19 protein-coding genes are annotated in these 18,066 nt (G+C 63.0%); 6 read left to right on the top strand and 13 right to left on the bottom strand.

Features of this window, described 5'->3' with window-relative positions:
* Nucleotide 1 precedes the first annotated feature (1 nt).
* The 6 genes from F8N85_RS05630 (at nucleotide 2) to pqqB (ending at nucleotide 7,155) form a co-directional block, all read left to right on the top strand.
* Nucleotides 2-763 (top strand): quinoprotein dehydrogenase-associated SoxYZ-like carrier, encoded by a 762-nt coding sequence (locus F8N85_RS05630; protein ID WP_150802667.1) that lies wholly within the window; start codon nucleotides 2-4, stop codon nucleotides 761-763.
* A 15-nt stretch (nucleotides 764-778) separates the two neighbouring features.
* Nucleotides 779-1,717 carry a quinoprotein relay system zinc metallohydrolase 1 gene (locus F8N85_RS05625; RefSeq protein ID WP_150802666.1) on the top strand — a complete coding sequence of 313 codons (939 nt, stop codon included), beginning with the start codon at nucleotides 779-781 and terminating at the stop codon, nucleotides 1,715-1,717.
* A 441-nt stretch (nucleotides 1,718-2,158) separates the two neighbouring features.
* Nucleotides 2,159-3,940 carry a PQQ-dependent methanol/ethanol family dehydrogenase gene (locus tag F8N85_RS05620; RefSeq protein ID WP_150802665.1) on the top strand — a complete coding sequence of 594 codons (1,782 nt, stop codon included), beginning with the start codon at nucleotides 2,159-2,161 and terminating at the stop codon, nucleotides 3,938-3,940.
* A gap of 331 nt (nucleotides 3,941-4,271) precedes the next feature.
* Nucleotides 4,272-5,792 (top strand): aldehyde dehydrogenase family protein, encoded by a 1,521-nt coding sequence (locus F8N85_RS05610; RefSeq protein ID WP_150802664.1) that lies wholly within the window; start codon nucleotides 4,272-4,274, stop codon nucleotides 5,790-5,792.
* Between the two features lie 319 nt (nucleotides 5,793-6,111).
* Entirely contained in the window at nucleotides 6,112-6,183 is a 72-nt protein-coding gene (pqqA, locus tag F8N85_RS05605; protein ID WP_010209364.1) for a pyrroloquinoline quinone precursor peptide PqqA, read from the top strand.
* A 57-nt stretch (nucleotides 6,184-6,240) separates the two neighbouring features.
* A complete protein-coding gene (gene pqqB, locus F8N85_RS05600; RefSeq protein ID WP_150802663.1) occupies nucleotides 6,241-7,155 on the top strand; it encodes a pyrroloquinoline quinone biosynthesis protein PqqB in 915 nt (304 codons plus the stop codon).
* Between the two features lie 10 nt (nucleotides 7,156-7,165).
* Here the strand turns inward: pqqB and F8N85_RS05595 are convergent, their stop codons facing one another.
* The 13 genes from F8N85_RS05595 to F8N85_RS05540 all read right to left on the bottom strand — a co-directional run bounded on the left by F8N85_RS05595 (nucleotide 7,166) and on the right by F8N85_RS05540 (nucleotide 17,990).
* The gene (locus F8N85_RS05595) at nucleotides 7,166-7,870 is read right to left on the bottom strand and encodes an urease accessory protein (RefSeq protein ID WP_150802662.1); all 705 of its coding nucleotides are present in this window, start codon (nucleotides 7,868-7,870) and stop codon (nucleotides 7,166-7,168) included.
* A 9-nt stretch (nucleotides 7,871-7,879) separates the two neighbouring features.
* A complete protein-coding gene (gene hypB, locus F8N85_RS05590; RefSeq protein ID WP_150802661.1) occupies nucleotides 7,880-8,689 on the bottom strand; it encodes a hydrogenase nickel incorporation protein HypB in 810 nt (269 codons plus the stop codon).
* Nucleotides 8,689-9,030: a hydrogenase maturation nickel metallochaperone HypA gene (gene hypA, locus F8N85_RS05585; RefSeq protein WP_150802660.1), complete on the bottom strand. Its 342-nt coding sequence runs from the start codon at nucleotides 9,028-9,030 to the stop codon at nucleotides 8,689-8,691. The genes hypB and hypA overlap by 1 nt, the downstream gene beginning before the upstream one ends.
* Nucleotides 9,030-10,127, bottom strand: coding sequence for a hydrogenase expression/formation protein HypE (gene hypE / locus F8N85_RS05580; RefSeq protein ID WP_150802659.1), 1,098 nt, complete (start codon nucleotides 10,125-10,127; stop codon nucleotides 9,030-9,032). Before hypE ends, hypA begins: the two co-directional genes overlap by 1 nt.
* Nucleotides 10,124-11,299 (bottom strand): hydrogenase formation protein HypD, encoded by a 1,176-nt coding sequence (gene hypD / locus F8N85_RS05575; RefSeq protein ID WP_150802658.1) that lies wholly within the window; start codon nucleotides 11,297-11,299, stop codon nucleotides 10,124-10,126. Before hypD ends, hypE begins: the two co-directional genes overlap by 4 nt.
* Nucleotides 11,296-11,982 (bottom strand): SIS domain-containing protein, encoded by a 687-nt coding sequence (locus tag F8N85_RS05570; RefSeq protein ID WP_150802657.1) that lies wholly within the window; start codon nucleotides 11,980-11,982, stop codon nucleotides 11,296-11,298. Before F8N85_RS05570 ends, hypD begins: the two co-directional genes overlap by 4 nt.
* A 12-nt stretch (nucleotides 11,983-11,994) precedes the next feature.
* Nucleotides 11,995-12,270: a HypC/HybG/HupF family hydrogenase formation chaperone gene (locus F8N85_RS05565; RefSeq protein WP_150802656.1), complete on the bottom strand. Its 276-nt coding sequence runs from the start codon at nucleotides 12,268-12,270 to the stop codon at nucleotides 11,995-11,997.
* On the bottom strand, nucleotides 12,261-14,603 hold the full coding sequence (hypF, locus tag F8N85_RS05560) for a carbamoyltransferase HypF (RefSeq protein ID WP_224795643.1): 2,343 nt from the start codon (nucleotides 14,601-14,603) through the stop codon (nucleotides 12,261-12,263). The genes F8N85_RS05565 and hypF overlap by 10 nt, the downstream gene beginning before the upstream one ends.
* A 91-nt stretch (nucleotides 14,604-14,694) precedes the next feature.
* Nucleotides 14,695-14,802 (bottom strand): DUF6893 family small protein, encoded by a 108-nt coding sequence (locus tag F8N85_RS35705; protein WP_412072479.1) that lies wholly within the window; start codon nucleotides 14,800-14,802, stop codon nucleotides 14,695-14,697.
* 36 nt (nucleotides 14,803-14,838) lie between these two features.
* The gene (locus tag F8N85_RS05555; protein WP_150802655.1) at nucleotides 14,839-15,324 is read right to left on the bottom strand and encodes a hydrogenase maturation protease; all 486 of its coding nucleotides are present in this window, start codon (nucleotides 15,322-15,324) and stop codon (nucleotides 14,839-14,841) included.
* Nucleotides 15,321-16,706: a hypothetical protein gene (locus F8N85_RS05550; RefSeq protein WP_150802654.1), complete on the bottom strand. Its 1,386-nt coding sequence runs from the start codon at nucleotides 16,704-16,706 to the stop codon at nucleotides 15,321-15,323. The genes F8N85_RS05555 and F8N85_RS05550 overlap by 4 nt, the downstream gene beginning before the upstream one ends.
* The gene (locus tag F8N85_RS05545) at nucleotides 16,703-17,353 is read right to left on the bottom strand and encodes a DUF6084 family protein (RefSeq protein ID WP_150802653.1); all 651 of its coding nucleotides are present in this window, start codon (nucleotides 17,351-17,353) and stop codon (nucleotides 16,703-16,705) included. The genes F8N85_RS05550 and F8N85_RS05545 overlap by 4 nt, the downstream gene beginning before the upstream one ends.
* Entirely contained in the window at nucleotides 17,346-17,990 is a 645-nt protein-coding gene (locus tag F8N85_RS05540) for a DUF5947 family protein (RefSeq protein WP_150802652.1), read from the bottom strand. Before F8N85_RS05540 ends, F8N85_RS05545 begins: the two co-directional genes overlap by 8 nt.
* Nucleotides 17,991-18,066 lie beyond the last annotated feature (76 nt).

Here is an 18,066-nt window from a genome sequence, read left to right as displayed (position 1 = left end):
GATGAACTGGCGAGCGAGTTATCTGTTGGCCTGCTGGTTGCCGCTGGCGGCCCAGGCCATTGAGGTTGACCCGGGCAAGGACCCGGTGCCCTCGGTGATGTGGGCCTTTTATCACAAGCAGATCCTCGGTGATGCGCCGTTCGTTTTTGATGAGCGGGTCAAGCTGCTGGCGCCGCCGTTCGCCGAAGACGCTCGACAGGTGCCTCTGGAAATCGACGCTCGGGCATTCAAGGGCGAGGTGGTGAGGATTCTGGCCTGGGCCGAGCTTAACCCGCTGCCGCAGATCGTCGACTTCCAGCCGGGAGAGCGGGTGCTGCCCTGGCTGGCGATCCGCATCCGTATCGAACAGGCCACGCCGCTGCGGGCGGCGGTGCTGACCCGCGACGGGCTCTGGCATGTCGGCTCGACCCTGATCGACGCCGCCGGCGGCGGCTGCACCGCACCCAGTGTGGTGCGCAGCCAGCCGGGCTGGGAAGAACATATCGGTGAAGTCCTCGGTGGACGTTATTCCCGTGGCGAGTTCAGCCGTTTGCGATTGCAGGTGGCGCACCCGATGGATAACGGCATGGTCAGCGGGATTCCCGAGTTCTTTCTCAATCATGCCGAGTTACGTGACGCCGACGGCCAACTGCTGGCCAGTCTTGAACTGTTCCCGGCGGTCAGTGAAAACCCGAATCTGGCGTTCGACGTCGAAGGGGCAGGGCAGACGCGCTTGCTGCTGCGCGATAACAGCGGCAATCAATTCGATGCGGCGATTCCCTAACCCCAGGAGAGCGCCATGCGCTGGATGCTGCTGTTGTGCCTTACGTTCAGTCTGCCGGCCCTGGCGGACTTCGACTATCAACTCAAACCCCGGCAGATCGCCGAGGACACCTGGCTGCTGGAAGGCAGTACCGACAATTTCGCCAAGGCCAATGGCGGGAATATCGTCAATACCGGGTTCATCGTCACCGATGACGGGGTAGTGGTAATCGACACCGGGCCGTCGAAACGCTACGGCGAAGCCCTGCGCAAAGCGATTGCCGCGACTACCGACAAGCCGGTGATTCAGGTCTTGTTGACTCACCATCATCCCGATCACGTGCTGGGTAACCAGGCGTTCAGTGATGTGCCGATCGGCGCGCTGGCCGGCACCAGCACATTGCTGGGTCAGCAAGGCGAGGCCATGGCCGAGAACCTGTATCGACTGGTGGGCGACTGGATGCGCGGCACTGAAGTGGTGTTGCCGACCCAGGAGTTGACCCCGGGAACCCTGAACATCGGCGGTCATTCGTTACGGCTGCTGGGATTGCGCGGACATACCGGCGCCGACCTGGCGATCCTCGACGAGAAAACCGGCGTGCTGTTTGCTGGCGACCTGGTGTTTTATGAACGTGCCCTGACCACTCCCAACTCTCCGGGGTTGGAGGCGTGGCAAGCGGATATCGATCAGCTCGAAGCCTTGCCCTGGACACTCATAGTGCCCGGCCACGGGCCTGTGACCTCCGACCACGCGCCCTTTGTTCAGATGCGTGACTACCTTGGCTGGCTCGACCAGTTGATGCGCGACGGCGCCAGCAGCGGCAGCGAAATGGGCGAGATGATCCGCAGCCCGATTCCCGAGCGTTTTGCCGCCATCAGCCTGAGCCGCTATGAGCTGATTCGCAGCGTCAGCCATCTGTACCCGAGCTATGAGCGCGGGCAGATGACGCGGGTGGATTCCGGCTCGCGGCCATAAACCGGCGCCCGTAGGAGCTGCCGCAGGCTGCGATCTTTTGATTTTGAAACTGCGAAACCCTGGAAAAGATCGCAGCCTATCGGCAGCTCCTACGGGATTTGTGTTTCCACACGGTCAGCGTAGGAGCTGCCGCAGGCCGCGATCTTTTGATCTTGAATCCGCGAAACCCCGGAAAAGATCGCAGCCTATCGGCAGCTCCTACGGGATTTGTGTTTCCACACGGTCAGCGTAGGAGCTGCCGCAGGCTGCGATCTTTTGATTTTGAATCTGCGAAACCCTGGAAAAGATCGCAGCCTATCGGCAGCTCCTACACGTTCCTTGTACCAAGGAACTAGAAAACTCCGCACTGCGGCCAATTGTCGCCAGAGCCCTACGGACCAAGAATCTGCACCAGACCGGGAAAATTTCCCGGGTATAACAAAAACCGCAGAGGTAGCCGTCATGACCCAATCCGCACGCCGCCAACCCTTCGCCTTGAGCCTGCTGCTCAGCGCCATGTTGTTGTCCGCCTCGGCCCTTGCCGCAGTCACCGATCAAGACATCCTCCAGGATCCGAAGAACCCGGGGCAGATTGTCACCAACGGCCTGGGTGTCCAGGGCCAGCGCTATAGCCCACTGGATGCTCTCAACACCGACAACATCAAAGACCTGCGGCCGGTCTGGGCCTTTTCCTTCGGTGGCGAGAAACAGCGCGGTCAGCAGGCGCAGCCGATGATCAAGGACGGCGTGATGTACATGACCGGTTCCTACTCACGGGTGTTCGCGGTGGATGCCCGCACCGGCAAGAAGCTCTGGCAATACGATGCACGCCTGCCGGATGACATCCGCCCGTGCTGCGACGTGATCAACCGTGGCGTCGCGCTGTATGGCGACCTGGTGTTTTTCGGCACTCTCGACGCCAAGCTGGTAGCCCTGAACAAGGACACCGGCAAGGTGGTCTGGAGCAAGAAAGTCGCCGACCACAAGGAAGGTTATTCCATCAGCGCCGCGCCACTGGTGATCAACGGCAAGCTGATCACCGGGGTCGCCGGCGGCGAGTTCGGCGTAGTCGGCAAGATCGAAGCCTACGACCCGAAAAACGGTGACTTGTTGTGGACCCGGCCGACCGTGGAAGGCCACATGGGCTTCGTCTACAAGGACGGCAAGGCGGTCGAGAACGGTATTTCCGGCGGTGAGGCGGGCAAGACCTGGCCCGGCGATCTGTGGAAAACCGGTGGCGCCGCGCCTTGGCTTGGTGGCTACTACGATCCGGAAACCAACCTGCTGCTGTTCGGCACCGGCAACCCGGCGCCGTGGAACTCGCACCTGCGCCCGGGCGACAACCTCTACTCCTCGTCGCGTCTGGCGCTGAACCCGGACGACGGCACCATCAAATGGCACTTCCAGAGCACCCCGCACGACGGCTGGGACTATGACGGTGTGAACGAGCTGGTGTCCTTCAACTACAAGGACAAGGAAGGTAAAGAGATCAAGGCCGCAGCCACCGCCGACCGCAACGGCTTCTTCTACGTGCTCGACCGCACCAACGGCAAGTTCATCCGCGGCTTCCCGTTCGTAGACAAAATCACCTGGGCCACCGGCCTCGACAAGGAAGGTCGGCCTATCTACAACGAAGCCAGCCGTCCTGGCGCTCCAGGCACTGAAGCCAAGGGCAGCTCGGTGTTCGTCGCACCGGCATTCCTCGGCGCGAAGAACTGGATGCCCATGGCTTACAGCCAGGACACCGGCCTGTTTTATGTGCCGTCCAACGAATGGGGCATGGACATCTGGAACGAAGGCATTGCCTATAAAAAAGGCGCGGCGTTCCTCGGCGCCGGCTTCACCATCAAGCCATTGAACGAAGACTACATCGGCGTGCTGCGTGCCATCGATCCGAAAACCGGCAAGGAAGTCTGGCGCCACAAGAACTACGCGCCGCTCTGGGGCGGGGTGCTGACTACCAAAGGCAACCTGGTCTTCACCGGTACCCCGGAAGGCTTCCTGCAAGCCTTCAACGCCAGGACCGGTGAGAAAGTCTGGGAATTCCAGACCGGCTCCGGCGTCCTCGGCTCACCCGTCACCTGGGAGATGGACGGCGAACAGTATGTCTCGGTCCTCTCCGGCTGGGGTGGCGCGGTTCCACTGTGGGGCGGCGAAGTCGCGAAACGGATCAAGGACTTCAACCAGGGCGGCATGCTCTGGACCTTCAAGTTGCCGAAAGACCTGGTAGTGGCCAAGCATTGATCTGACGAAGCCCTCAATCCCCCTGTGGGAGCGGGCTTCTTGTGGCGAGGGGGCTTGCCCCCGCTGGGTCGCGAAGCGGCCCTTAAATCAGACGCCGCGCACTTTCAGAGAGACCGCAGGCGCAGGTTTTACGACTGCTTCGCAGCCGAGCGGGGGCAAGCCCCCTCGCCACAACAGCCCTTTCGCCGCAAATGCTCCACAGACTGGCAAAAACTACTACCAAATGACGAGAGTCCCCCTGCCAACGGCGCATTCGTCTGGCACGCGGGGCTCTCTACTATCGGTTCATGGCCTGTCCGACCGACAGGCATCGACCAAGCAGAGGCCCACCATGATTTACGCTCAACCCGGAACACCAGGCGCCGTCGTGTCTTTCAAGCCGCGTTACGGCAACTTCATTGGCGGCGAGTTCGTCGCGCCGGTCAATGGCGAATACTTCACCAACACCTCGCCGGTGAACGGTGAAGTGATTGCCGAATTCCCGCGCTCCAGCGCTGCCGACATCGAGAAGGCGCTGGACGCCGCCCATGCCGCCGCCGATGCCTGGGGCAAGACCTCGGCCCAGGACCGCTCGCTGGTGCTGCTGAAAATCGCCGACCGCATCGAACAGAACCTGGAAATCCTCGCGGTCACTGAATCCTGGGACAACGGCAAGGCCGTGCGCGAAACCCTGAACGCCGACGTGCCGCTGGCTGCCGACCATTTCCGTTATTTCGCCGGCTGCATTCGCGCTCAGGAAGGCGGCGCCGCCGAAATCAACGAACTGACCACCGCCTATCACTTCCACGAACCGCTGGGCGTGGTCGGGCAGATCATTCCGTGGAACTTCCCGCTGTTGATGGCCGCCTGGAAGCTCGCTCCAGCCCTGGCTGCCGGTAACTGCGTAGTGCTCAAGCCGGCCGAGCAGACCCCGCTGTCGATCATGGTGTTTGCCGAGCTGATCGCCGATTTGCTGCCGCCAGGCGTGCTGAACATCGTCCAGGGCTTCGGTCGCGAAGCCGGTGAAGCGTTGGCTACCAGCAAACGCATTGCCAAGATTGCGTTTACCGGGTCTACCCCGATCGGCGCGCACATCATGAAATGCGCAGCCGAAAACATTATTCCGTCGACTGTCGAGCTGGGTGGCAAGTCGCCAAACATCTTCTTCGAAGACATCATGAAGGCCGAGCCGCAGTTCATCGAGAAGGCCGCCGAAGGCCTGGTGCTGGCGTTCTTCAACCAGGGCGAAGTCTGCACCTGCCCGTCGCGGGCGCTGGTCCAGGAATCGATCTACGACGACTTCATGAAAGTGGTGATGAAGAAGATCGTCAACATCAAGCGCGGCAACCCGCTGGACACCGAGACCATGGTCGGCGCCCAGGCCTCCGAGCAGCAATTCGACCGGATCCTGTCCTATCTGAAAATCGCTCAGGAGGAGGGTGCCGAACTGCTCACCGGTGGTGCCGTCGAGCGGCTTGAGGGTGACCTGGCCACGGGTTTCTACATTCAGCCGACCCTGCTCAAGGGCCACAACAAGATGCGCGTGTTCCAGGAAGAAATCTTCGGCCCAGTGGTGAGCATCACCACCTTCAAGGACGAAGCCGAAGCCCTGGCGATTGCCAATGACAGCGAATTCGGCCTTGGCGCCGGCCTCTGGACCCGCGACATCAACCGCGCCTACCGCATGGGCCGGGCGATCAAGGCCGGGCGTGTCTGGACCAACTGCTACCACCTGTACCCGGCCCATGCCGCGTTCGGTGGCTACAAGAAGTCCGGCGTCGGCCGCGAAAACCACAAGATGATGCTCGACCACTACCAGCAGACCAAAAACCTGCTGGTCAGCTACGACATTAATCCATTGGGTTTCTTCTAACCCAACCGGCGTAGGAGCTGCCGCAGGCTGCGATCTTTTGATCTTCGCTTGTCGGTAGCTCCCGTTGCCAGGTCGAAAAGATCGCAGCCTGCGGCAGCTCCTACACCGACCCGGTACACTCGCGCATAATCGGGTGTACACAACCTCTGTAGGAGCTGCCGAAGGCTGCGATCTTTTGATCTTGAGTGCCTGACACCCCGCCGACCCCCCCCCTACCAATGCACCCCGCAACCTCCTTCCAAAGTAGCATTCAGTCTCGCCCAACCCCGTGCATTAATGCCTCTACCGGAATAGCCCGGCATAAGAAGAGGATTGACCCATGTGGACTAAACCCGCGTTTACCGATCTGCGCATTGGCTTCGAAGTGACCATGTATTTCGCCAGCCGCTGATTGTTCTCCCGGCCAGTCTTTACATTGGCCGGGACCTCCTCACTGGAGCATTGCCCCATGCATATCCGGATTCTCGGCTCCGCCGCTGGCGGTGGTTTTCCGCAATGGAACTGCAACTGCCGCAATTGCGCCGGCGTGCGCGATGGCAGCGTGCGGGCGCAACGGCGGACACAGTCGTCGATTGCCCTGAGCGACAACGGCTTGAGCTGGATTCTGTGCAACGCCTCGCCGGACATCCGCGTCCAGCAGGAGTCTTTCCCGTTGCTGCAACCGGCCCGCCAGGTGCGCGATACGGCGATTGCCGGAGTGATCCTGCTCGACAGCCAGATCGACCATTGCACCGGCCTGCTAAGCCTGCGCGAAGGCTGCCCGCATAAAGTCTGGTGTACCGAGATGGTCCATCAGGACCTCAGCAGTGGATTCCCCTTGTTCAATATGCTCAGCCACTGGAATGGCGGCCTGCAGTGGCAGCCCATCGGCCTGGACGGCGAACCCTTCAGCATCCCCGGTTGCAACCACCTGCGGCTGCGGGCAATCCCGTTGCGTAGCAGCGCGCCGCCGTATTCGCCCCATCGCGGCAACCCGCAGCCGGGCGATAACATCGGCCTGTTCATCGAAGACCGGCGCAGCGGCGCCAGCCTGTTCTATGCCCCGGGGCTCGGTCAGGTCGATGATCAATTGCTCGATTGGATGCAGCGCGCCGACTGCCTGCTGGTGGACGGCACCCTCTGGCGCGACGATGAAATGCGCGCCTGCGAGGTCGGCGACAAACTCGGCAGCGAAATGGGCCATCTGCCGCAAAGCGGTCCCGGCGGGATGCTCGAAGTGCTCGAGGGTTTCCCCGAGCAGCGCAAGATTCTGATCCACATCAACAACACCAACCCGATCCTCGATGAGGACTCGGCCGAACGGGCACTGCTGGAACGTCGCGGGATCGAAGTGGCGTTCGATGGCATGGACATCACCCTCTAGCCGCTGCCCCTCACACGAGCGGCGTCAGGTAGTTCTGATAAACCAGCAGGCTGCCTATGGCAATGGTCGTCACGGCGACCGAAGCTTGCAGGCCGTTACACAGCCAGGTGATGTGCCGCACGCTGTGCAGCGGCACGCTGATAATCAACGACAACAGAGCCATGCCGGCAATCGAACCGAGGCCGAACAGGCCGACGTAGACCAGCCCGGTCAGCGGTGACGAGACGTGGCCCAGGGTCAGCAGAATCAGCGCCGCCGAGCCGGCCAGCCCATGCATCAGGCCAACGCAAAGTGCCCGCAGCGGGAATTGCCGGGGGTGTGGATGCGCGTGATTCAGGCTGTGCGGCCCCCTGTCACCGGCATGGGAGTGGGCGTGCACGTGCAGGGTGTTGTCAGCATGGCGATGCAGATGAAAATGCACCCGCTCGCGGCGCATGCGCCGTATCAGGTCCAGACCCAGCAGGATCAGCATCACCCCGACCGCGCCTTCGAGCCCTTGTGCCAGGCGCTCGGGGATCACTCCGTCCATGGACAACACCAGGCCGAACACCACCAGCAAGGTAAGGGTGTGTCCCAGGCCCCAGGCCGCTCCCAGCAAAATCGCCTCGCGGGTGCCGCGGCTGCCAGTGGTGAGGGTTGCCACGGCAGCGACATGGTCGGCTTCCATGGAGTGGCGCATTCCCAGCAGAAAACCGAGGATCAGCAGTTCGAACATGATGCCCTCTCAGACGGCGCTGAACAGTTGGCCGCGCAACCAGGCGTACCAGTGGGGCAATCCCTCGCCGCGGGTCGCGGAGAGTGGCAGCACTTCGATGTCGGGATTGATCCGACGGGCGAAGGCAATGCAGGCATCCAGGTCGAAATCCACATAGGGCAGCAGGTCGATCTTGCTGATGATCATCAGGCTCGAGGCTCTGAACATGTGCGGGTACTTGAGCGGCTTGTCGGCACCTTCGGTGACCGAGAGGATGACCACCTTGGCCCGTTCGCCAAGATCGAACAGGGCAGGGCAGACCAGGTTGCCGACGTTTTCCACCATGACCAGCGAGTTGGCCGCAGGCGCGAGCTGCTTGAGCGCGCCGGCGAGCATTCCGGCTTCCAGGTGGCAGCCGGTTCCGGTATTGACCTGCACCGCCGGGCAGCCAGTGGCGCGGATGCGCTCGGCATCGAACAGGGTTTCCTGGTCGCCTTCGACCACGCTGATCGAAAGATCACCGGCAAGGTCACGCAGGGTGTGCTCGAGCAAGGTGGTTTTACCGGCACCGGGGGAGCTCATCAGGTTCAGCAGCAGAATGTTGCGGTCTTTGAGCCACTGGCGATTGAGCTCGGCCAGACGGTTGTTCTTGGCCAGAATCTCCTGCTCGAGATTGAGGGTGGTGCCATGCACCTGGGCATGTGAGTGTGCAGGTTCGTGCTGCCGCCTGCGCATAGGCAGGCCTTGCAGCTGCTGCTCGGTGACCCGTTGCAGCTTGCTGCCGGTCAAGTCGGTGATCCTCGCCCCGGCGCCATCGGAGCAACCGCAGGTGGTACACATCAGGCTGCCTCCTCTATTTCCATCGACTTGATCCGCAGCTGGTCGCCACCGCGCGGACGCTCCAGATTGATCGAACCGCAATGACAGCTGGACAGCAGGTCGTCCATTTGCACCGTTGCACCGCAATCGTGGCAGCGGCTGAGGCCGGGAATGCGGATGATCTCAAGGGTCGAGCCTTGCAGCGGCGTGCCTTCGCAGACCACCTCGTAGCAAAAGCGCAGGGCGTCCGGCATCACGCAGGACAAACTGCCGACCTCCAGCGTGACCCGCAACACCCGCGCCCCCGCAGCGCGCTCGTTGCAGGCTTCGACAATGCTCTGGGTGATGGACAGCTCGTGCATCAGCAGATCCTCGGCAGTTGTTCACCGATCAGCATGTCGACGATGCGTTCTCCACCGAAAGCGGTGTGCATGATCACGCAGCCGACCGGGCTGGCGCCGATCTCACCGATGATCGCCGCGTCGACACCGGCCGGGTGTGTGCGCATCGCCGTCAGCGCAGCCTCGGCCAGATGGCCGGGGACCACGGCCACCAGCTTGCCCTCGTTGGCGAAATACAGCGGGTCGAGACCGAGGATCTCCGACACGCCCTTGACCGCTTCGCGCACCGGAATGGTCGGTTCATCGAGGTTGACGCAGACATCGGCGGCCTGGGCGAACTCGTTCAGCACCGTGGCGATGCCGCCGCGTGTGGCATCGCGCAGGCAGTGCACATCCGGGCAGGCCTTGAGCAGCGCCGCAATCAGGCCGTGCAGTGGCTGGCAGTCGCTGCTGATCGGCACATCCAGCGCCAGGTCGTCACGGGCGGCGAGGATTGCCACGCCATGGTCGCCGATGTAGCCATTGACCAGGACCTTGTCGCCGGGCCGGGCACGGGTGGCGGCGATGTTGACCCCCGCCGGAATCACACCGATGCCGCAGGTGTTGATAAAGAGTTTGTCCACCGCGCCACGCTCCACCACCTTGGTGTCGCCCGTGACGATCTGCACCCCGGCGACTTGCGCAGCCTGCTGCATGGAAGCGACGATGCGCCGCAAGTCGGCCACCGGGAATCCCTCTTCGAGGATCACCGCACAGGACAAATAAAGGGGCAGGGCGCCAGACACCGCCAGGTCGTTGACCGTACCGTTGACCGCCAGGTCGCCAATATTGGCCCCGGCAAAGAACAGCGGATCGACCACATAGGAGTCGGTGGTGAACGCCAGGCGGTCACCGCGTCTGGCCAGGTCGCTCAAGGCGAAGCGCGCCTGATCTTCCAGCGGTGCCAGCAGCGGGTTGTCGAAGGTACCGACGAATACATCGTCCACCAGGTCGCGCATGGCCTTGCCACCGCTGCCATGAGCGAGGGTGATGGTGTCGCCGCGCACCTTGCCGCTGCGCTGACGAATACGCGCAGGTGGTTGCTCGAGGAGCAGATTCAGTGGGTCGGGTAGCCTCATGTCTGGTGCTCCCTGTGGGTTTCATCGGCAGTGGCTTCGCGTTGTTTGAGAATGTCCACCAGGTCGATGCGCCCGTAGTTGTATACGGCGGCGCAGGCCCCTTCGCTGGAGACCATCAACGAGCCCAGGGGCATCTCCGGGGTGCAGGCGGTGCCGAATACCTTGCACTGCCAGGGTTTTATCACGCCCTTGAGGACTTCGCCGCACTGGCAGGACTTGGGGTCGGCGATCTTCAGGTTCGGCACCGGGTATTTGCGCTCGGCGTCGAAGCGCGCATAGGCCTCGCGCAGCTTGACCCCCGAATGGTCGATCGAGCCGAGCCCGCGCCACTCGAAGAACTCGCGCAACTGGAAGACCTTTTGTACCGCACGCAGGGCCGGGTTGTTGCCAGCGTCGGGGACCACTCGCTGGTACTGGTTTTCCACCTCGCAACGACCTTCGGCGAGTTGTTGGGTGAGCATCCACAACGACTGCAGGATATCGAGGGGTTCAAAGCCGGAAATCACCAAAGGTTTTTTGTAGTGCCTGGCGATGAATTCATAGGGTTCGCTGCCGATCACCATGCTCACGTGGCCGGGGCCGAGGAAGCCGTCCAGGGTCAGTTCCGGCGAGTCGAGGATCGCCTTGATGGTCGGGATGATGGTGATGTGGTTGCAGAACACCGAGAAGTTTTCAAGATTCTCGGCGTCGGCCCGCAGGATGGTCAGGGCGGTGGACGGCATGGTGGTTTCGAAGCCCAGGGCGAAGAACACTATTTCGCGGGCCGGGTTGTCGCGAGCGATTTTCAGCGCGTCCATGGGCGAGTAGACCAGGCGTACATCAGCGCCTTCGGCCTTGGCCTGCAGCAGGCTCTTTTTCGAACCGGGGACGCGCATGGCGTCACCGAAGGTGGTGAAGATGATGTTCGGGTGCTGCGCCAGCGCCACGCAGTCATCGACCCGGCCCATGGGCAGCACGCACACCGGGCAACCGGGGCCGTGCACCAGTTCGATGGCGTCGGGCAGCATCTGCTCGATGCCGTACTTGAAGATCGAGTGGGTGTGGCCGCCACAGACTTCCATCAGTTGCAGCGGGCGCTTGCGGCACACCGGGATCCGCAGCACCAGCTTCTCGATCTGCTTCACCAGCACCCGGGCCTTGGCCGGGTCGCGGAACTCATCGACGAACTTCATGGCCGGGCCTCCAGGCCGCCGCGCTCATCGGCGAGCAAGGTGTGCACCAGGTCCCAGAGAATGTGGTAGGTGGCGACATGCACTTCCTGGATGCGGTGGATGCTGTCGGTGGGCACCACCAGGCAATGATCGAGGTCCGCCGAGCGAGCCATTGCCCCTCCGTCGCCACCGGCCAGGCCGATGGTGGTCATGCCCATTTCCCGGGCCTTGGCATACGCCTTGAGCAGGTTGCCCGAGTTACCACTGGTGGAAAATCCTACCAACCCGTCCCCTGGCCGCCCCAGCGCAATCAGCTGACGGACGAAAATGTGATCGAAGCCGACGTCGTTACCCACCGCCGTCATCATCGCCTGATCGGCCGCCAGGTTGGTGGCGGTCAAGGCCGGCCGGCCAGCGGTGATCGGGTGCAGGAACTCCACCGCGAAGTGCGCGGCGTCGCAGGAAGAACCGCCGTTGCCCATCGACAACATCCGCCCACCTCGCCGATAAACCGCGGCAATGGCGCGAGCGGTCGCCACCACAGCCTCGGCGTTTTCGGCAAAAAACCGTTGTTTGACCTCGACGCTGTGGGCGGCCTTTTGTTGCACGGATTCGAGCAGCGCCGCATCGAGCGCGCCGACCTCTTGCTTGTCGCCGTGCAAGAACGGGTACAAGCCACGCAGTGGACTATCACCTTGGGACATGGTCGTGCCTCCCTATCGGTTGTCCTGCATCAGGCGCATTTCTTCGGCCATTTCGCCCAGCGCCTGGAGCAGTTCGAGGGTCTTGATCGCCTCTTGTTCATCGATCCGGCTCATGGCAAAACCGACGTGCACCAGCACCCATTCACCAAGGCAATCGGCGTGGCTGCGACCGTCGCCGACCACGCAAGAAATATTGATCGCGCGGCGGATGCCGCCGATCTCCACGGTGGCGGTGTCGGTCGCCGCATCGACGATCTCGACGATTTGTCCAGGGATGCCTACGCACATGGTTGCCGCTCCTCTTGTGCCGCGAGGGTTTGCGCCGTGGCGACTGCCGCCTGGCCCAGGCTCAGCCCGCCGTCGTTGGCCGGCACCCGTGCCTGGCGCAGCACCTGCAAGCCACGAAATTCAAGGCGCTGGATCAGCTCGCGGGTCAGTACCGCGTTCTGCAATACCCCGCCCGACAGCGCAATGCGCCCGGACCAGAGATCGCCATGCAGTTGCGTCAGGTGTTCGATCATCTGAACAACGGCTTGCGCCAGGCCGAGATGGAAGCGCGCCGCTATCACCCCGCGGGCCACACCTGTGTGCAGGTCAGTCAACAGCGCCTGCCACATCGGTTGCGGCTCCAGGCGTGGCAGGCCGTCGTCCGACACAATCGCAAAGGGATAGCCCGGGTGGTCGGCCAGCGCCGATGCATCGACGGCGGCCTCCAGCTCAATAGCCGCCTGACCCTCGTAACTAACCTGTTGGCACAGGCCAATGACCGCTGCAACCGCGTCGAACAGGCGTCCGCAGGAGCTGCACAGGGGGCTGTTGAAGCCTGTTGCGAGCATGCCGTCCAAGGTTGCCAGGGGTTTGTCCGCCAGCATCTGGAAGTACGGCAGATCGCCAAATTGCTTGATCAGTACTGACCATTGCGCGACGCGCCGCAGGTGGGCATAGGCCATGCGCCAGGGTTGCTCGATAGCCACTTCGCCGCCCGGCATGGCGACCGTTGCCAGGCTGGCCAGGCGCCGATAGCCATGGTAGTCGGCGAGCAGGAACTCAGCGCCCCACAGGCTGGCGTCATCGCCATAACCGGTGCCATCCAGCGCAATGCCGAGCACCGGCGGCGAATCCAGTTCGACAGCGTTATCGGCCAGGCAGGCGGCGATATGCGCGTGGTGATGCTGAACTTCGACCAGCTTCAGGCCCTTTTCCGCAGCCCACTCGCGGCCGAACTTACTCGGCAGGTAGTCGGGGTGGCAGTCAATCGCCAGCACCTGTGGCTGGAACTCGAACAGCTGCTGGTACAGCGCCAGGGTCTGGCGGTAGGCCGCGTTGGCGCTGGCGTTGGCCAGATCGCCGAGATGCTGGGAGAGAATCGCCTGACCGTCCTTTATCAGACAAAAACTGTTCTTCAGTTCGCCGCCCAGGGCCAAGACCGCAGGTGCAGCGCCAAAGCTCGCAGGCAAGCGCAGCGGCGTCGGCGCATAGCCACGAGCGCGACGCAACAGGGCGGGACTGTCGTCCACCAGCCTGGCCACCGAGTCGTCCAGCCGGTTGACGATCTCCCGGTCGTTCAGCAGCAATGCGTCAGCGATATCGCCCAAGCGTTCACGGGCCTCGTCGTTGCCTATGCACTGCGGTTCTTCACTGCGGTTACCGCTGGTGAGCACGATCGGTGCCTGCAGGCCGGCCATCAACAGATGGTGCAGGGGCGAGTAAGGCAGCATGAAACCGTAGCAGCACTGCCGGGGAGCCACGCCATCGGCCAGGCGTTCCGGGCCCTCGATGGGCAGCAGCACGATCGGCGCGGCGGGCTCCTGCAGCAGCGCGGTTTGCGCCGGGTCCAGGCTGCAATAGCGGCGGATCATTGCCGTATCGCGGGCCATCAGGGCGAAGGGTTTATGCTCGCGGCGCTTGCGTTGGCGCAGTCGAGCCACGGCGCTGGCATTCGAGGCATCGCAAGCCAGATGCACGCCGCCAATGCCTTTGATGGCCACGATGTGCCCGGCCTTGAGCAAGCGGCGGGTCGCTTTGAGTGGATCACCACTGCAATCGACCGCGGATCCACTGGCAGCTTCGAGCCATAGCCGCGGCCCGCATACAGGGCAGGCATTGGGTTGAGCATGGAAGCGCCGGTCGGCGGGATCCCGATATTCGCGCAGGCAGGCCGGGCACAGGGTAAATGCCCCCATGCTGGTAGTGCCGCGGTCATAGGGGATGGCACGGACAATCGACATCCGCGGCCCGCAATGGGTGCAATTGGTGAAGGCGTAACGGTAGCGCCGATTGACGGGGTCAAACACTTCGCGCAAACAGGCCGCACAGGTCGCGGCGTCGGCGACTATCCCGGTATGCACCCGCCCGCCGGAGCTTTTGACGATACGAAAATCGCTCAGCGGCGACTGTCCGCTCAGCGCCATGGACTCGAGTGAGTCGATCCGCGATAGCGGCGGGGCTTCTTCGCGAAGACGCTTGAGAAACTGCTCGCGGTCCGCACGCGTGCCCCAGATGCGAATCAGCACGCCTTCGGCGTCATTGCAGACGTCTCCGTACAGCCCGCAATCGCGGGCCAGACGCCAGACGGTGGGTCTGAAACCCACGCCTTGCACCAAACCTCTGACACGAATCACTTCACCGGCACCTGCCGCTGCATGCAAAACCTGATCACACCCTTTGCAAGCCATCACCATTGCCATCTCCCAGACCAAGCGGTGCTCGGGATCACATATTGCGGATTCTGAAATAGCGTTTGATGTCGTGGAAATTCACCACCACCAGAACGACGATCACCACCAACAGAAAAACCCAGAAAATCGTCCAGCCACTCATCGCGATCCTCCCGGAGCTTGCAGGCTCCTGTTGCACTTATGCCAGTAACTCGTCCACCAAACCGAGAACCTCGGTTAGCGCCTTGTCGACGGATTGGGTGACCTCTTCGCTCAAGCCCATATGCCCCTGTTCTCCCCCCAGGAACGCCGGCTGACAGCAGACCATCAGCACCCGTGGGCGCCGTTGATCGAGCGCGGCAATGAAGCGCAGGACGCTGGCCGGGTCCATGCCGTGGGGTGCCATCAGCTGTTCACCGCGTGCCGGCGCCGCCGCGTCGCCGATCTCGGGCTCGATCAGATACAGGGTGCCCGGCGCTTCGCCACGGTCCACGGTGTCGATCAGGATCACCACTTCGTAGCCATCCATCAGCGCATAACCGAGGTCCAGGCCGCGGATGCCGAAGTCCACCACGTCGACACCGGCCGGCACCTTGCGCTGACTCAGTCGGCCGGCGACCTCGCAGCCAAAACCGTCATCGCCCATGAAGATATTGCCGATGCCGGCGACCAGGATTTTCATCATGGCGTTCCCCCATGCGGTGGGGAATCCAGCGGCTGGATTTCTTCGGGCGAGAAGAAGAACCGGTGCCCGGGCATTCGCTGCAGGCCCCACTCGCGGCCGGGGTCGTCGTCGATGGTCACCGCCACATGCAGCCGGTCCTCGAAGTCGCGTTCGATGGCCTCGATCACGGCGGTTTTGCCCGCCAGCACCAGGTCCATGGTGTCGCCGCCACGCTTGGGTTGCAGGCGCACCCGATCACCGACCCGCAGCGCCGCACCGCCGTTGCTGTCAAACGCCAGACGAGGGCCGCCTGGCTCAGGCTGCAGTGCAGGGGGCCCGGCGGCGGACCCGGACAGGGGATCACGCAACACGCCATGCAGGCGCATGAAGCTGTCGCTGTCCAGGGCCTCGGTGCGGGCCAGCAACGCCGCGGTGCGCGGGTCGAGGGCGGCCATCTCGCGTTTTTCCGCGTCGGTCATGGCCAGGATGCGCAGGCTGAGGATTTCGTCGATCTCGCTGGAGTCGAAAAACTCGCCGAGGCTTTCCGGGGCGACTTGCGGGTAGTCGTAGAGAATGATCGGCGAAGACAGCAGGGTGTCGCGGGCACCGGGCTCACCAATCAGCACCGGATAAGTGCCTTGATTGTCGCAAGCTGCCGCTGCGTCCCGGAGCGCCGGCGGCGGGTCCATCAGGCTGACAAAGCCTGCGTCCTGCACCGCGAGAATGGTATGGGTGGAGGCGAAACTGTAAAGACTCGCCTGCTCACGGTCGGTCACGCTGGCGGGGTCCATCCGGGTATGATTTTCGATCCGCACTGTCAGGCGATAGACCCGTCCGCTGATGGGCGCAAGCTTCAGCTCGACACGCCCCTGGATCGCGCACTGATTGCGCAGCAGCACACCGCGAATGGCGCCGTCGCTGCGCAGCGGTTCCAGTTCCCGGCGACCTTCGAAAGCGAAAGGCACACTCCGGGCGTCTTGCAGCAGTTCGCTCAGTGGACAGTCGGCCACCAGCAGATCGCGTTCCACGGCTTCCTGCCAGCAATGAAACTGCTGGTCACCCAGGGTCAGCGATGGCACCGGATTCCACTGCGCCCGGTTCAAACCTTCCAGATCCTCTGACCAGGCCGGCAATGCCGATTGCAGCTCGCCGACCTCGCGGGCCAACGGCTGCAGGAAGCGCACCCGCACCTCGAGACGCGCGTCGGGTTGGCCTTCGAGCAGGCACTGGGTCTGCATCTGCCAGGGTTCGCCACCCTCGGTGGCGTCGAACCAGACCTGCGGATAGATGCCGCCGAAGGTCCAGCGCTGGCGGTTCTTCGCCGTGGTGGAGCGGTAGGGGTAGAGGATATAGCCTTCGTAGAGGACGGCATCGACCACCGGTTGCACCTGTGTCAGGTTCATGAGGCGGCCCTCTTGACGTCGGTCAGCAGGCTGAGCAGGGCTTCATCGAAACCCGGGTGGCCATAGCGGCGCTTGTAGTCGTACAACGCTTCGAACACCTGGCGGTTGATGCACAGCCAGCTCTGGTTGGGGTAGTAAAGGTCCATCATCTGTTTCCAGACCTCGACCGGCAGGGCGTATCGGGCCTCTTCATTCCAGGAGATCAGGTCCATCGCCAGCGCGCCCTCGTCGTCGCGATAGAACACGCTCCCGGAATACAACAGCAGCAGCGGCACCAACCCTTGATCGAGGCCATGGAAGTACTTGGTCGCGGCGAGGTTGAAATCGAAGCTGCAGGGCACCGGCAGGTTGACCTGGCTGCGTTCGCCGGAAAACCCCGGGACTACCACGCTGGCATGGGTCCAGAGCATGTTGTGCAGGGTCTGGCCCCAGCGCGAGGGTTCGCCGAACAGATCGCTCAGGCGTGCCTGCTCCGCCGGATCGTAGTGGCGTTTGCTGGTCTCGATGCGGATCTGGCACTGCAAGGCAATGCTCTGGATCGGCACCGGTCGCCCGCGCTGACGGATAAGCAGTTCGAAGTTCAGGGTCGGGGCGGCCGAGTATTTGTCCGGCGTCGCACCCTGGACGCTGATAGTGAGCTCAGGCATCGTCTTGGCCTCCCGCGCTGGTCTCGGCCCGCAGTTGCTCGAAGTACCGCAGCTGCGCCGCCCGCACATCCTGACCGCCGGACAGGCCATGCCAGTGGCTGCGAATCAGCCCGACCAACTCATAACAACGGTCAATGGGCAGGCGGTAGTACTCGCGGGCGCCGTCCATCCGGTTGGCCAACAGGGCTTCGACATCCGGTTGCAGCGCCTTGAGCAGCGGGTTGGCGGCGGCCAGTTCGTCCCAGGTTTGCAGTGCCAGCGTCGACTCGGTGGCACCGGCCGGGCCGGGGTACAGGGCCAGTACCCGGTCCTGGGTTGAGCTGCGAACGAAAAAAGCCAGGTTGATCGGGATCAGCAAGGCGTCCCATTGCGCATCGCTGAGATTGAAATGCTCTAGCCGAGTCACTTCGCGCGGCACACGGCGGTAGCGTCGGGCTTCGGGGCTGTCGAACAACAGGGCGCAGGCCTGGCAGGCACAAAGCAGGCGTCGGGTGTCGGGTTCGATCAGGTGATCATGCCCGGGCTCGATCTCGGCGTAGCACAGCTCGCAGTGCTCGACCGGTTTGCGCTCGATGCCGAGAAAGCCTTTGAGAGAGGCCACCCAGGCATCCGGTTGCGCTACGGTGGTCTCGGTCATTTGCTCGGTCCTCACTCCAGTCAGTTACCGAACGCGGCCCCCTGTAGGAGCGAGCTTGCTCGCGATGAACGCAAGG

The organism is Pseudomonas fluorescens, from assembly GCF_902497875.1.
Lineage (GTDB): Bacteria > Pseudomonadota > Gammaproteobacteria > Pseudomonadales > Pseudomonadaceae > Aquipseudomonas > Aquipseudomonas fluorescens_BR.
Note: the sequence above shows the minus strand (reverse complement) of the source record. Positions and strands in the feature narration are given on the sequence as shown.